Origin of the sequence: Alicyclobacillus hesperidum subsp. aegles (assembly GCF_027923525.1) — a bacterium.
GTDB classification, from domain to species: Bacteria; Bacillota; Bacilli; order Alicyclobacillales; family Alicyclobacillaceae; genus Alicyclobacillus; species Alicyclobacillus aegles.
In genome coordinates this window covers 1-14,878 of record NZ_BSBJ01000060.1, presented here as the reverse complement: position 1 = coordinate 14,878, position 14,878 = coordinate 1, and the positions used below count along the sequence as shown (strand labels likewise).

General features: G+C 54.8%; 11 protein-coding genes and 1 other annotated feature. Of the genes, 1 reads left to right on the top strand and 10 read right to left on the bottom strand.

The features are described from left to right. Positions 1–16 precede the first annotated feature (16 nt). Both pheT and pheS read right to left on the bottom strand, forming a co-directional pair. Positions 17–2,431, bottom strand: a complete 2,415-nt coding sequence (gene pheT, locus QMF38_RS11500; protein ID WP_281759509.1) for a phenylalanine--tRNA ligase subunit beta — start codon at positions 2,429–2,431, stop codon at positions 17–19. 27 nt (positions 2,432–2,458) lie between these two features. Continuing rightward, positions 2,459–3,502 carry a phenylalanine--tRNA ligase subunit alpha gene (gene pheS, locus QMF38_RS11495; RefSeq protein WP_390854574.1) on the bottom strand — a complete coding sequence of 348 codons (1,044 nt, stop codon included), beginning with the start codon at positions 3,500–3,502 and terminating at the stop codon, positions 2,459–2,461. A gap of 93 nt (positions 3,503–3,595) precedes the next feature. After that, positions 3,596–3,861, bottom strand: a binding site (T-box leader). Positions 3,862–4,057: 196 nt separating this feature from the next. Between pheS and QMF38_RS11490 the strand changes: the two genes are divergently transcribed. Continuing rightward, positions 4,058–4,192 (top strand): hypothetical protein, encoded by a 135-nt coding sequence (locus QMF38_RS11490; protein WP_279586199.1) that lies wholly within the window; start codon positions 4,058–4,060, stop codon positions 4,190–4,192. Between the two features lie 77 nt (positions 4,193–4,269). Here the strand turns inward: QMF38_RS11490 and purK are convergent, their stop codons facing one another. The 8 genes from purK to QMF38_RS11450 all read right to left on the bottom strand — a co-directional run bounded on the left by purK (position 4,270) and on the right by QMF38_RS11450 (position 14,433). After that, the gene (gene purK, locus QMF38_RS11485) at positions 4,270–5,460 is read right to left on the bottom strand and encodes a 5-(carboxyamino)imidazole ribonucleotide synthase (protein WP_281759508.1); all 1,191 of its coding nucleotides are present in this window, start codon (positions 5,458–5,460) and stop codon (positions 4,270–4,272) included. Then, positions 5,447–5,944: a 5-(carboxyamino)imidazole ribonucleotide mutase gene (purE, locus tag QMF38_RS11480; RefSeq protein ID WP_006446357.1), complete on the bottom strand. Its 498-nt coding sequence runs from the start codon at positions 5,942–5,944 to the stop codon at positions 5,447–5,449. Before purE ends, purK begins: the two co-directional genes overlap by 14 nt. A gap of 35 nt (positions 5,945–5,979) precedes the next feature. After that, a complete protein-coding gene (locus QMF38_RS11475; RefSeq protein WP_232302104.1) occupies positions 5,980–7,056 on the bottom strand; it encodes a class I fructose-bisphosphate aldolase in 1,077 nt (358 codons plus the stop codon). 33 nt (positions 7,057–7,089) lie between these two features. After that, a complete protein-coding gene (pfkA, locus tag QMF38_RS11470) occupies positions 7,090–8,049 on the bottom strand; it encodes a 6-phosphofructokinase (protein ID WP_040289059.1) in 960 nt (319 codons plus the stop codon). Positions 8,050–8,127: 78 nt separating this feature from the next. Then, the gene (ppc, locus tag QMF38_RS11465; RefSeq protein WP_281759507.1) at positions 8,128–10,842 is read right to left on the bottom strand and encodes a phosphoenolpyruvate carboxylase; all 2,715 of its coding nucleotides are present in this window, start codon (positions 10,840–10,842) and stop codon (positions 8,128–8,130) included. Between the two features lie 135 nt (positions 10,843–10,977). Then, positions 10,978–12,711, bottom strand: coding sequence for a methyl-accepting chemotaxis protein (locus QMF38_RS11460; RefSeq protein ID WP_281759506.1), 1,734 nt, complete (start codon positions 12,709–12,711; stop codon positions 10,978–10,980). 363 nt (positions 12,712–13,074) lie between these two features. Continuing rightward, a complete protein-coding gene (locus QMF38_RS11455; RefSeq protein WP_281759505.1) occupies positions 13,075–13,476 on the bottom strand; it encodes a hypothetical protein in 402 nt (133 codons plus the stop codon). Between the two features lie 111 nt (positions 13,477–13,587). Next, complete coding sequence (locus QMF38_RS11450) at positions 13,588–14,433, bottom strand: DUF2785 domain-containing protein (RefSeq protein WP_281759504.1); 846 nt, start codon at positions 14,431–14,433, stop codon at positions 13,588–13,590. Positions 14,434–14,878 lie beyond the last annotated feature (445 nt).

Here is a 14,878-nt window from a genome sequence, read left to right as displayed (position 1 = left end):
AATCTCCTGCAATCGGTCATGACCGTAACTGTGCATTGTGATCGACGCGCAACGCGTCAATGGCCGTCGCAACAAGCTGCTCGATTTCGTCGTCTGTCAACGTGCGCTCCGCATCTTGGAAAAACATCGTGATCGCAACACTCTTCTTGCCTTCTGGCACACCTTCTCCGACATAGACGTCGAACGCCTTCAGGCCTTGCAGCAAACCTGACGTAGTAAGACGTTCACGCACCGTACGCAATAGATCCCCAACCAACGTCTCGCGGTCGACGACGATCGCGATATCACGGCGGCTTCCAGGAAACTTGGGGAGTGCCTTGGCCTGCATGTCGCCCTCGCGAGTGGCGAGCAAACTCGCAACATCGATTTCCGCATATATAGCCCGGTCGATTCCAAATACTTTCGCCGTTTCCGGATGCAGTTCACCGACAACGCCAATCGTTTCCCCGCCTGCCACGACGTCGGCAGAACGCCCTGGGTGTAGCCACGGTATGGCGGATCGAACATACGACGCATCGGCACCCAATGCAGCAAGGAGATTTTCCAGCACACCTTTGGCGTCGTAGAAATCGTACCGACGAGCCTTTTCATATAAGGTTCCTTCAGTCTCTCCAAACCATAGCATCGCAATCACTTCCCGTTCCTGCGGCTGTGCACAGAGAGGCAGTTCCGAAGTCAAGTACGACTTGCCGATTTCAAATATGGCTCCGCCCGACACCTGGTGCGCCAAGTTGTGTACCGCCACTTCGGCAAGGCTCGGCAACAGGTGTGTTCGCAATACACGACGTTCATCAGACATCGGCAACAGCAGCGGAATCGGCCGATAAGGTGACGAAAGTGGAGCCAACGCATCCGGGGACGTCAGCGCATAGGTGCGAACTTCGAACATTCCCATGTTCACAAGCAATTCCCGAGCCTTCGCCAACATCGCTTGCCGACGATCTCGCATACCTGGCGTGACAGGAAGTACCGTCACTGTCGACGGAATATTGTCGTAACCGTGTAAGCGGGCGATTTCTTCATACAAGTCAGCCGTCAGCGCAACATCAGCGCGACGTGACGGCACCTCGACCAGCCACTTATCCTCCTGCCTGTGCACGCCAAAGCCAAGCGCATGAAAGATGGCCTCCATCTCGTCATTTGAAATCGCAAAACCAAGCGCTTCGCGGCACTGCTCAGGCACAAAGGGGACTTGCCGTGAATCGCCTGCTTGGCGCTCCTGATGCACAGCGACCGACGGGCCAATGGGCCTTGCACCACCCAATTCGACCAACAAAGCCGTCGCGCGTGCCAGTGCTGGGGAAATAGCGGCCGGATCGACGCCCTTCTCAAAGCGCTGCTGTGCCTCCGAGCGCAGCCCCAGACGCTGCCCTGTCCGGCGGACGGAGCTGCCGTCAAAGCGCGCCGACTCTAGGGCAATGCGCCGCGTCGACGCCGTGATTTCGCTGTTTTCGCCACCCATGACACCGGCCAAGCCAATGGCCTTTTCAGGATCCGAAATGACAATCATGTCACGGTTCAACGTTCGCTTCTGCCCATCGAGCGTCACGAGCTCTTCGCCATCATGCGCCTGACGCACGACAATCTGCGATTGGGCAATGCTGTCTGCGTCGAAAGCGTGCAACGGCTGCCCCCATTCGAGCATGACATAGTTTGTCACATCGACCACCAGATCGATGGTGCGAATCCCCATCGCTATCAGGCGCATCTGCATCCAAAGCGGCGACGACGTCTGGTTGATACCATCAAGCACCTGGGCCTCGTAGCGCGGGCAACGCTCTGTGGCGAGGTCGATGGCGATAGGCGAATCACCCACGCCCTTTGGCGCCTCGACGCACTCTGGAAAAGAATGCCTAGACCGCAAAATGGCGGCCACTTCGTGAACAAGGCCGCGAATCGAAAAGCAGTCGCTGCGATTGGGCGTGAGATCGATGTCGAGCACTACGTCGTCCAGGCATAGTACCTTGACAATATCCTCACCAATCGGTGTCTCCTCGGGCAACACGAACAACCCGGTGGCCTGAGCACTGGGCAACAAACGCGTTTCCAAGCCAATTTCCGCCGCCGAGCAAAGCATGCCGTTCGATTCGACACCGCGCAATGTTGTGCGCCGAATCTGCACTCCACCAGGCAACGTTGCACCGGGCAACGCTACAGGCACGCGCAACCCCGGATTAGCATTGGGTGCACCACAGACGATTTGCAGAGGCTCACCGGTACCGACATTCACCATGCAGACGCGCAACCTGTCCGCATCCGGGTGCTGCCGAGCCGAGACGATCTCGCCGACCACCACGCCAGAGACCCCTTTATTGCGAGGTTCGACCGCGTCGACGGCGAGCCCTGCGCTGGTCAGCTTGTCCGCAAGTGCCTCCGGCGACAAATCCGCGAGATCGACATATTCACGCAACCATTGGTATGAGACTTTCACGCTTCCACTCCTCGTCGACGTATTTGATTATGCTCGAGCAAACTGCGCCAGAAAGCGCAAGTCATTTTGATACAACAAGCGAATGTCTGAGATTCCGTAGCGCAACATGGCGATGCGTTCTGGACCCATACCGAAGGCAAAACCACTATAGCGTGTGCTGTCGTAGCCAGACATGTCGAGGACGCGGGGATGAACCATGCCTGCGCCAAGAATCTCTATCCAACCCGTGCCCTTACACACGCGACAGCCTTCCCCATGACAGTGCACGCACAAAAGATCCACCTCAGCGCTTGGTTCGGTGAACGGAAAGTAACTGGGGCGCAATCGCACACGCTGCTCCGGTCCGAACAAAGCTTTGGCAAATGATTCGAGCGTGCCTTTTAAATCACTCATCCGAATTCCTTCGCCCACAACCAGGCCTTCGATCTGAGTGAATTGATGTGAGTGTGTCGCGTCATCCTCATCCCGACGGTACACTCTCCCAGGAACGATCACCTTGATGGGAACGTCGCCTTGCATACGTTCCATCGTGCGCACCTGCATCGGCGACGTGTGCGTGCGAAGCAGGAGTTCGTCACTTAGATAAAACGTATCCTGCATATCGCGCGCCGGATGATCTTTGGGCAGGTTCAGCAACTCGAAATTGTAATGGTCGGTTTCGATCTCGGGACCATCGACAATTGAAAAGCCCATACCGAGGAAGATATCCTCAATCTCTTGAATCACGCGCGAAATGGGGTGGATGGCCCCCCTGCCGATTGCCCTTCCCGGCAACGTGATGTCGATGGTCTCTTGTGCGAGACGAAGGGCTTGCTCGGCAGCTGCCAAGGCCGTTTGCCGTTCCAGATACGCGTCTTCGAACGCCTTACGCACCTCATTCACCCGCTCACCAAATAGCGGGCGTTCCTCCTGCCCAAGACTCCCCATTTGCTTCGACAGTGCATTCAACTCGCTCTTTTTTCCGAGATATTGCACACGCCAATTCGTCAAATCCCTGGTCGCCGAGATCCCCGTCAGTTCCGCCAGTGCGGTTTCCTGTAAACGCCGCAACTGGACGATCAACCCTTCCATATCCACAAGTCCTGCCCCCTTCGACTTCTTCTGCACATCCAACCTGCACGTACAAGTTGACTTTCTGGCACAATGAAAAAGCAACTCCCCCCAGCTAGGGACGAGTTGCTCGCGATACCACCCTAATTGACGGCAAAGTGCCGTCCGCCTTCATTTCCATAACGGATCTTCCCGGAGTACAATCCAAAGGGCGTTTCGATCCGGTGAGGCCTACTTAAATATGGCGATCCCAGCCACCATAACGTTCAGCCTCACAGCTCAAAGGTGAACTTCAATCGCTCGCATTCAGCACACTTCCAGTCTTGGTGCGCCTCCCTGGAGAACGCAAGACGATTTACTCTCCTCATCATCGCCGCAACTATTCCGATGTCACCAACGAGTATACGCAATGCTGTACCAGGCCGCAACCAGCCTGGCACAAAACGAGCCTGATTGCGCCAAGTTCCACACATCTAGGTGAATGTCGTGGTCCCGGCAACGGCTTTCGCAATAACGTAGAAGTGTGACCGGCAGTCAAAACCGGTTGCCGTAATAGCATTTGAAGGAGGCGTTTCTATGTACGGCGTTTTCGGTGGTTACACACAATGGGCGGTCGTCTTTTTGATCATCTTCGTGCTGTTCTTCCTGTTAGTACCCGCATACGGTGCCGTTGCAGGTACGGCTGCAGCCGCTCCCGGCGTCGTGTACTAACCGGCGAGCCAACCATAGACGCAACCAGGGAAGTCGCCACAGCGGCCGGCTTCCCTGGTTTCGCGTCGCCCATCCCCTTACGTGCCAACTTGCCAAATACCGAGATCTCGCTTCACTTGCAAAGCCTGCTCCACATCGGAAGCGAGGATATTTATATGACCCATTTTGCGATCGCGCTTGACCTCTGCCTTGCCATACAAATGGACCTTGACCTGCCCCGGCAAAGACGGCATCGCGCGCAACAGCGGATCGACATCTTGCCCAAGAACGTTAACCATGACAACAGGCGTCAACAGCGAAACGTCGCCGAGCGGTAAGTTGCAAATGGCACGCACATGCTGTTCAAACTGACTCGTCGAGCACGCATCCATCGTGTAATGACCACTGTTGTGTGGACGCGGTGCCAGTTCGTTGATGTAGAGTTGTCCGCCCTCCGCGACGAAAAACTCGACGGCAATCAGCCCGACCACATCCAACTTACGCGCCACATCGCACGCAATCGACCTAGCCTTGGCGAGCACCTCTTCAGGAAAACGCGCAGGTACAATAGACATGTGCAGAATGTGATTCATGTGCACATTCTCGGCAACCGGAAAGGCGGCCGTCTCTCCTCGTGGACTACGTGCCACAATCACAGAGCACTCGCCGACAAAGGGGATGTACTGTTCTGCGATGAGCGGTTCGTCGTCTGCGCCGGAACGTGCATGCGCCTCGATGATGGATTGCCATTGCGGCAAGAAGCGATCGACATCAGACGGCTCCCGAACCATCCACTGCCCCTTCCCATCGTAACCACCGCGGCACGTCTTAACGACCAGGCGTTCGCCCAGCTGTGCGAAAGCACTTTGGATGTCTTCCAGATTGGCAATGGGCACAAATGGAGTTACAGGCAAACCAGCTTTGGCCAACGTCGACTTTTCGCGCACCCTGTGTTGCGTCGTTGCCAACAATCGGCTGCCCTGCGGGACGTGCGCAGAATGTTCGAGTGCGGCCGCGACATCGACGTCGACGTTTTCAAACTCATACGTGATTACGTCACAACGATGCGAAAGGAGTTTTGCCGCCTCGACATCGTCGTACTTCGCAACCACTTGGCCATCGCTCACCTGCGCAGCGGGACAATCCGGTGTCGGATCGAGCACCTGAAAGCGATAGCCCATGCGGCGACCGTCTAATGCCATCATCCGGCCAAGCTGACCACCACCGAGAATGCCGATGACCGCAGGAGGCAGGATGGACGCCGCAGGCGAGTACTCATTTCGCGGCACCCGGGTCCCCTCCTTCCAGTACTCGATCGCGAATGTCATCGGCTCGGCGAGCGAGCTTGTCCGCCAAATCGGGATCGAAAGCCGCCAAAATGCGAGCGGCAAACAGCCCTGCATTCACCGCACCAGCTCGTCCAATGGCCATCGTGGCAACGGGAACCCCGCCTGGCATCTGCACGATGGACAGGAGCGAGTCGAGCCCTTGCAAGGTCGACGTCTGTACAGGCACGCCAATCACCGGCAAAGTTGTCTTGGCGGCGACCATGCCAGGCAAATGGGCGGCCCCACCCGCCCCTGCGACAATCACAGCGAGGCCCCGGTCCCGAGCGCTTGCAGCATATTCGAACATGTAATCGGGTGTGCGGTGGGCGGAAACCACCTTCCGTTCGTAGGGAATGGATAACTCATCCAGGACGGTACAGGTGTGTTGCATCGTCTCCCAGTCGCTCTGACTGCCCATTATGACACCCACGCGCGGTGTCGACATGAATGGTCATCCTCCTTACGCTATTCCACTATGGTTTACGCCAGCGTGACTTCTTTGCACAAATAGACATCCTGAATCGCGTTGAGAAGTTGCACACCCTCGGCCATGGGGCGTTGGAACGCCTTGCGTCCCGAAATCAAGCCCATGCCACCAGCCCGCTTGTTGATTACCGCGGTCTTCACAGCTTCGGCAAAATCGTTTTCACCTGAAGCGCCACCCGAGCTGATAAGGCCAATCTTACCCATATAGCAGTTGGCCACTTGATAACGAGTCAAGTCAATTGGATGATCCGTGGTCAATTCCGTGTAGACCCGCTTGTCGATCTTGCCATAGCTGCTTTCTCCCATGTTCAACGCCGTATAGCCGCCGTTGACAGTCGGCAGTTTTTGCTTGATGATGTCCGCCTCAATGGTCACACCAAGGTGATTCGCCTGACCCGTCAAATCTGCGGCCGTATGATAATCGACGCCACCTTGAACAAAGGCAGGATTGCGCAAATAGCACCAAAGAATTGTGAACATGCCCAGCTCGTGAGCGTGTTGGAATGCCTCGCTCACTTCTTGCAACTGGCGGGTAGATTCCGGCGAACCGAAATAGATGGTTGCGCCAATGCCTGCCGCCCCCATGTCCCAAGCTTGTTTCACGGATGCAAACATGACCTGGTCGTATTTATTCGGATAGGTCAACATCTCATTGTGGTTGATTTTCACGATGTACGGGATTTTGTGTGCATATTTGCGACTAGTCAGCGCAAGTACGCCGAGCGTCGAGGCAACGCCGTTGCAGCCACCCTCGATAGCGAGTTTGACAATATTTTCTGCGTCGAAGTAGGCCGGATTTTTTGCAAATGATGCCCCGGCTGAGTGTTCAATGCCTTGGTCGACAGGCAAAATGGAGAGGTAACCCGTGTTCGCCAATCGTCCGCTGCTGAACATCCACTGCAGGGAGCGCAGCACTTGATTATTGCGGTTGGTCAAAGTGAAAATATCGTCCAAGTATGTAGGGGAAGGCGCCGTTATGGATGCAGCGGGAATTGTCGTCGTCTTGTGTTCGAGCAGATTGTCTGCTTCAGCACCCAAATATTCACGAATCTTATCAATCACGGATGTCATCTCTCCTTTGTATACTGGCTTCCTGGCAATCGGTTAAATCGACAGGATTTCGGCCAACTCGCAGAGTTCTTGTGCCGGTTTGCGCTCGGATCGAAACACTTCATCGAAGGGAACAGCGACGAGCTCGCCGTTTTGCGTCGCCGCCATCGCCCCGGACACGCCCTGCATGCACAATTCTACTGCGTAGGCGCCCAGCCTGCTCGCCAACACGCGATCGACCGCGCTGGGTGCACCACCTCGTTGCACGTGTCCGAGTACCGTCACGCGCGTGTCAAACCCGGTGTGTTCTTCAATATAGCGCCCCACTTCGACGCCGTGTGCCGCGCCCTCTGCCACCACGATGATGGAGTGTTTTTTACCGCGCGCCACGCCGCGTTGGAGCTTTGCCACGACATCTTCCAGCTTGTACGGAACCTCGGGAATAAGCACGGACTCCGCTCCACCCGCAAGCCCGGCAGCCAGGGCGATGTGTCCGGCGCTTCGCCCCATGACTTCGATCACGTACGTGCGCTCGTGTGAAGTAGCCGTATCACGAATCTTGTCAATGGCCTGAATCGCGGTTTGGACAGCAGTGTCAAAGCCAATATTGGCATCGCACGCCCCGATGTCGTTGTCGATGGTACTTGGCACGCCAATCGTTCGAATGCCCAGTTCGTGCAACTTTTGTGCACCATGAAATGATCCATCGCCGCCAAAGACGACCAATCCCTCGATGCCAGCGTCCACAAGGCGCTGGTAGCCCCGCCGTTGGCCTTCTTCCGTCATAAACTCAAGACAGCGAGCGGTATATAAGCACGTGCCACCGCGCTGAATGATGTCCCCCACCGATTCCAGCGGCATAGGACGAAAATCGCCGTCGAGCAGTCCGGCGTAGCCGCGCCGGATGCCGACCACCTCTAAGCCGTGGTAGATTGCCTTGCGGACGACTGCCCGGACACCCGCATTCATCCCCGGTGCATCGCCGCCGCTCGTCAAAACGCCAATCTTGCGAATGGCCATCACCCCCATGCACGACTCTTTCATCGTAGTCGACGATTGCGAATCTTGCAACGAAGAGCTGACCCAAATGGATCAGCCCGTGTTGCGCAACCCTGCCGCAATGCCGTTAATCGTCTGCAACGCATCGGCGAGCAATGCGTCCCGCTCTGCTTCATCCGTCGTTTCGCGCAGCTGCTGTAGCAGGCGAACTTGGAAGAACGAGAGCGGATCGACATACGGATTGCGCAGGGCGATAGACTCCTGGATCACGGAGCGATTGTCCAGAAGGTGATCGTACTCCGTGATGAGGAGTACCACGGTCCGACTCCGGTCATACTCCGCTTCAATTTCCGGGAAAATACGTTCGCCCGCTTCACCGGCAAGCAGGGCATATTCCCGCGCCACCAACATGTCGGCCTTCGCCAATGCCATTTGCAAGTTGTCAATAAGCGTTCGGAAAAACGGCCAGTGACGATACATCGCCCGGAAAGCATGCAGACTCTCAGCGTCTTCCTGCAACACATGCTGCATCGCCGTGCCGAAACCGTACCACGCCGGCAGCAAGTGGCGGCTCTGCGTCCACGAAAACACCCAAGGAATAGCTCGGAGATCCTGGATTTGCGCCGAGTTGGTGCGCTTTGCCGGACGCGAGCCGATATTCATTTTGCCGATCTCGTCGATGGGCGTCGCCTGGTGAAAATACTGCAGGAAATCTGGATGCTCGAACACCAGCTTGCGATACGCACGAAAGCTCTGTTCTGAAGCGCGATCGAGCAATGCAAACCAACGCTCGTGCGCGGCTTGCCATTCCGGGCTATTTTGCCGCGTAGCGCCAATGAGCACGGCTGCTGTTGCCGACTCCAGCGAACGCTCGGCAATCCCTGGATGACCATACCGCTGCGAGATCACTTCACCCTGCTCAGTGATTTTGACGTGACCGCGCAACGCTTCTGTGGGCTGTGCCAAAATGCTCTGTTCGACCGGACCGCCCCCCCGTCCTAAAGCACCGCCGCGACCGTGGAAAAACTTAATTTTGACGTCTTGTTCCTTGGCGATGGCAAGCAGCCTGCGCTGGGCGGTATAAAGCGACCAGTTTGCCGTCAAGTACCCCCCGTCCTTGTTGCTGTCCGAATATCCCAACATGATTTCTTGACGGTGATCATGGGCAGCCAGATGGCGCCTGTACACGTCATTGGCAAACAGCGATTCCATGATAGCCGGTGCTGCTTCCAAATCTTCGATGGTCTCGAAAAGCGGTACAACGTTGATATCACTGCGAGGTGGTTCACTCGGACCTTCTGGCCAACCGAAAAGTCCGGATTCCTTGGCCAGAAGCAATACTTCAAGCAGGTCACTGGCACCTTGTGTCATCGAAATCAGATAGTCACGCACGCAGTCGCGCCCATAAATCTCGTGTCCGCGACGTACACAGTCGAAAACGGCCAAGGCCTCCGTCGTCACATCAGAATACGTGTGATATGGGTTTCGAATCGGCCGCGGCGACGCTAGGCACTCAGACAACAACCGCACGCGTTTTGCCTCATCGCACGCCATGTAGTCAGGCAACCCGGCCGTCTGAAAGAGCTCAGCCACCGCCTGTTCGTGAATGCCGCTGTGCTGGCGAATGTCCAGCGTGACCATATGGAAGCCAAACAGCTGTAATTGCAACATAAAGGGCCGCAGATATGCGTCAACCAAGCGTTCTCCACGATGATTGGCGAGCGATCGCGCCATCAATTCGACGTCTGCCATCATGTTGGCTGGAGTCGCGTAAAAATCGCCTTGTGGCAATTCTCCATGGATCCGGCGGCGCGTGTTTTGCAATCGCTCTATCATTTGATTGACCTTGGCCCGATACGGCTCGTCCGAAACCGTGTCGAGCGACCGCAATAACTCGTCATCAGCGCCGACACGTTCGACCGACGAACTGAGATCCCGCCCAAGTTCGCGCAGGCGCGAGGCATACTTATTGAGGGCGAGATCGCAGTGCAGAAGCAATGTCTGCTCCGTGATCTGCGCGGTGACATTCGGGTTGCCATCGCGATCTCCCCCCATCCAGGAGCCAAAGCGGATAACCGACGGCAGATCGATCGACTGCGCCCCGAATTGGTCGCGCACTGCGGCCTCCAGCTTTTGATGGACATGTGGGAGAACGTCGAACAGGATTTGGTCGAGAAAGTACAATCCGTTGCGCACTTCATCCAAAACCGTGATCCGTTGCTTGCGCACCGAGCGAGTCTGCCACAAAGCGACGATTTCGGTGCGAATTTGCTCGTGAATCGCGGTCAACTCGCGTGGCGTCTTGCGCGGATCGTCCATTTCTTCGAGGAGAGCGGCAATTTTGGTGTGTTTGTCGAGGACGCTTCGGCGCAACGCTTCGGTTGGATGCGCCGTGAGCACGAGTTCAATCCCGACTTCCTCCAGAAGACGGTTGACGTCATCTTCTTTCATACCGCGGTTGGCGAGCGTCGTCATCGCATCGCGAAACGAGCCTCGTAACACCTGCTGCGACCGATCATAATCCCGATGGCGGCGCAGGCGATGATTTTGCTCCGCCAAGTTCACCAATTGGAAATATACTGAAAACGCGTGAATCGTATCATTGCGCAGTTCCGCTGGCACCGCGGCGACCGCGTTGGTCAAAGCCTGCCGCGTAGCCGGCGATGGATCCGCGCGAAATGTCTTCGCAGCAAGGCGAATGCGTTCGACCTGCGAAAAGACCTCGGCGCCACACTGCTCCACCAAGACCTCACCCAGCAAATCGCCCAGCACGCGTATATCCCGATGTAGCGGTGCATCGTTTGCCACTAGGCATTCCTCCTGATCTCCCCACTCAGCGCGAGGGCGTACCGCTCTCGCGCCTCTCGTATCTCTCGTTCAAGCGTACACTGCGAAGCGATAACGTGCAATGAGTGTGAACAAACAGAATTGCGAAATACGCGTTTACATTTGGAAGCGCCCGATGAGTCCCTGCAGTTCTTGCGCGCGTTCGCTCAACGATCCCGCAGTGGCCGCAATTTCCTCCATGGATCCCGATTGAGTCTGCGAGGCCGCGACAACGCTTTGCGAATTTGCGGCTGCAGTTTGCGCGAGATGCACGACAACCTCCATATACTTCGCCATATCGACAGCTCGATCCGCAATGGTGCGCGTCGCCTCCGTCACGACATCCACGCGCTCTCCGACCGCGTCCATCGATTGCCGGATGCGCGCAAAGGTCTCCTTAGTGTGACCCGCCAGTACCGTGCCCTCCTGTACCTCCGAGGTGACGTCGTTAATGGAGCGCACCGTTTCCTCTGTTGCCTCCATCAGGCTGTTGATGATGTGGTCAATCTCGCGGGCCGCAGCCGCACTGCCCTGAGCAAGGTTGCGCACCTCTTCGGCGACGACACCGAAGCCGCGGCCGTGCTCACCCGCCCTGGCCGCTTCGATCGCGGCATTTAGCGCGAGTAGGTTGGTCTGATCAGCAATATTTGCAATGGTCTCAACAATATGGCGGATGTCTGCCGACTTCTCTGCCAGCCGCGCAATGAGTTCCGCGGCGCGATCCGCCCGCAAGCGGATGGTATCCATCTGATGTGCCATCGACTCCATCATGCCAGCACCTGTGCCCGCTTGCTCCTGCGTGGCCTCGGCAGTGGTGTGCAATTCGCCGGCCAGTTCCGACACCTTGTCGATCTCGTGAATCACCGTCTGCACCGAACCCGAAGTCTGATTGATCTCGTCCATCTGTTTCACCGCGCCAGCGGCAACTTGCTCAATGGATTGTGCGATTTCTTCCGTCGCGTGCATCATCTCGTCCGAACTAGCCGACAATTCCTCGGACGAGGCCGCGACGTGTTCCGAAGCTTCCGCAATTCCTAGAATCAGCGTGCGCAAGTTCGCCGCAAGCGTATTGAGCACATTGGCCAAGTCCGCCAATTCATCGCGCGACGCCAACTTCAGTTCTTCGACCTTCAAGTTTCCTTTTGAAAGTTCAAACGCCAATTTGCGCATGCGCAGAATCGGCTTGGTGATAACGACGGATAGCGTCCAGCTACCGCCAAAGCCAATCAGAATGGCGATGACTGCAATCAACACATTCCAGAGCACTGTCTGCTTAAGCAAGGCATCGACCTGGCTGTTGGCAGCGTTTTTGACGGCCTGTTCGTCATTGGTGAACTGCATCATGCTCTGAATCAGCGGTTGAATAGTGTTTGTTGTGTATTGTGTTTGGGCCGACGCGAGGTCCGTGCCCGCTACCTGAAACGCCATTTTATTCTGGGACAAAATAGGCTGCCATTGCGATTCGAACAAGTTTAAAATCGCTTCGTCTTGAGAACTCACGTGCATTTTTTGCAGTGCGCGCAAATCTTGTTGAACTTGCTGTGCATCGGTATCATACGTTTGCATTGCGAACTGCGCCTCGGGGCCATTCGGCGCTAACAAGTAAATCGCCCCATCGTTGTCAACACTGCGAATGTCATAGTCGAATTGACGAATCATGTTGAGCACCTGCTCGGCGCTTTCAACCTTTTGAATTGCCTTATGAATTTTCTGTACAATTACCCAGTTTGCTACGCCAATTGCGACAATCAACACCGTCAGCAATGCCGTATTGACCATGAATTTTTGCCGAATGCGCAAGCGTGGAATGAAGCGTGTCAACTGTGCCCCCACGTTGCTCCATAACGACACGATGCGACCCCCTGTTTGTCTGTTCATGCGATCCACTCCAATGACTAAGTGTACTGATGCACGCCATTACAGCGTATAGGCATCACCGCACCCCAAGGTAATCGGTTTCAACCCATACCTTGCTTTATTCGCGCTGTCGATACGTTTCCCTGCTTGGCGACGCAAGTCGAATCAACCTTTTTCGCGATCGCGATGACGCAGGGGCTATGTAAAAAAAAGGGGGCTTCGGAACAGCGTGCTGAAATTCCACGTTAGATATTCGGACCTGCACTGAGACCGCCGTATAATTATACAACTCAAACAGGTTATCAAGGAGAATTCTTCTGTCGCTAACGCTCCCAATAGTCCCGAACAGTGGCCATATCATGTCGCCTTTAAATAGCTCGCTAATTGCTCCAAAAGGTGTCCAATTTGTTCGGGAGAACCCGTCACGTGTAGCTGGTAAAGGAAGTTAAATCGAATGATTGCGGAACGCTCAGTTTGACGTTCCACCGTTTTGACTCGCTGGGTCACATCTATTTTATTGTGCCGTATGTAAAGTCTCTGGGAATGTACTGATACTGCTACCGGCTTTGAATATAAAAACAACATCGGTATGGTTATGATCAGTGGTGCTAAAAACAAATACCAGTCTCGCCAGTCGTGACTTATCACCATAAACAGCAGCCATCCTACCGACAAGGAAATATCGCACAAGAGGTATATTTGTATGGTCCAGGAATACCTTCCTGAAAGTTCACTAGCAGAATGCCAATCTTCCTTCACCAGTCGACTCCTCCCCTCTCTCAAGCTTGTTCCGCCCTTATGCGCCACAAGTCATGGTTGCCTGAAGTGAATAATCATACGATGTCACATGCTGAATCATCACCAACGACTTTAAAGTGCACCCGCTTGAACGTACCAACTTAGTGCGCGCAGTCGCTTGTCGAATTCTTCGATTAATCTTCCATCGACTTGTTTCCACTTCAACATAAAATATAGGCTACGAAGAAAGTGTCCCAAGTTCGTGAGCCGAATGACGCTCTCCGGTTCAGGACCTTCTGGCTTAGTGAACCTGTTAAGCCAATCCTCCAATGCGTCGATGGCGACCAGTTCTTTTTCGAGGATTCGACTTGCTGTAAACGCCAGCCTGTCGTCTTCTTGGAAATAGATTGGATTCGGCAACGTTGCTAAATCCACCACCCTATGAAGCACTTCCAACCGTTCGCTATCAGTGGACAGTGGATGTTGAGCGCAACTGTCCAACGCATCTGCGGTATGCGCAATGGTATGAGCCCAACCCTTCCCGCTAATGTAGCCGCGACGGTCGCGCTCCTCTCTCGCATAGGACAACACACTGCGGATTGTATCGTGTACCAGATCTGCATCCAGTTGAGGACGCTCTATGTCGGGGTCGAGGATTAACGGTACAACAAGAATTGAAAAACCTCGCATAAGAACGGAGTCTGTTCCAGACTCACCGATTCGATAAAACAAGTGTCGGTCGTCCAATGCGACCTTCAATAACGCTTCACGATCCTGAACGCTTAATACATTGTATTCTGTAAGCAAACGCGCCAAAAGGGAGTAAGAAAGTCCGTCTCGTAAACGCGCATCTGTTGAACCAAAATTCTCTAATAGTGCCAAGCAGAATGCTAAAGGGTCCGTCCCAGCAGGGAGTTGGCAGTCGTTCTCCAAAATCTGTGCCAATATTTCCGGATTGTATGCCGCATTCTGTGTCATTGGGTCCTCCACATAAACAAGTTAACAATAGGGTTGGACAGCGCTAATACAATGTCCTGCACGTTTGTAGCTGACGAACTAATGGATTTTTGGTACTCCGCTGTTCTATTGCCCCGAGCTAAACTCATTATTCTCCTTCGTTTACGAGTAGAAGCCTTATTGCGCATCACTGCCCGTTAGCTGAATTACTAGTACAAGGAGTAATTCGGATAAATATTCAATAACGCACATACGCATGAAAAATCATGCCCACATCTGTAAATATGTATATCGTAGCATTTCAACACGATAATCCGGATACCAAAAAGAAAAAAGGGGCTGTCCCAAAAGTGCCAAGCGCACTTAGGGGGAGCCCCTTATTTATGAAAATCTGTTTGAATGTTGCCCTACATGTCCACAAAAAGAATCGCCCTTCCGGTAAAATGTAAGTGCGAACAAACATCAA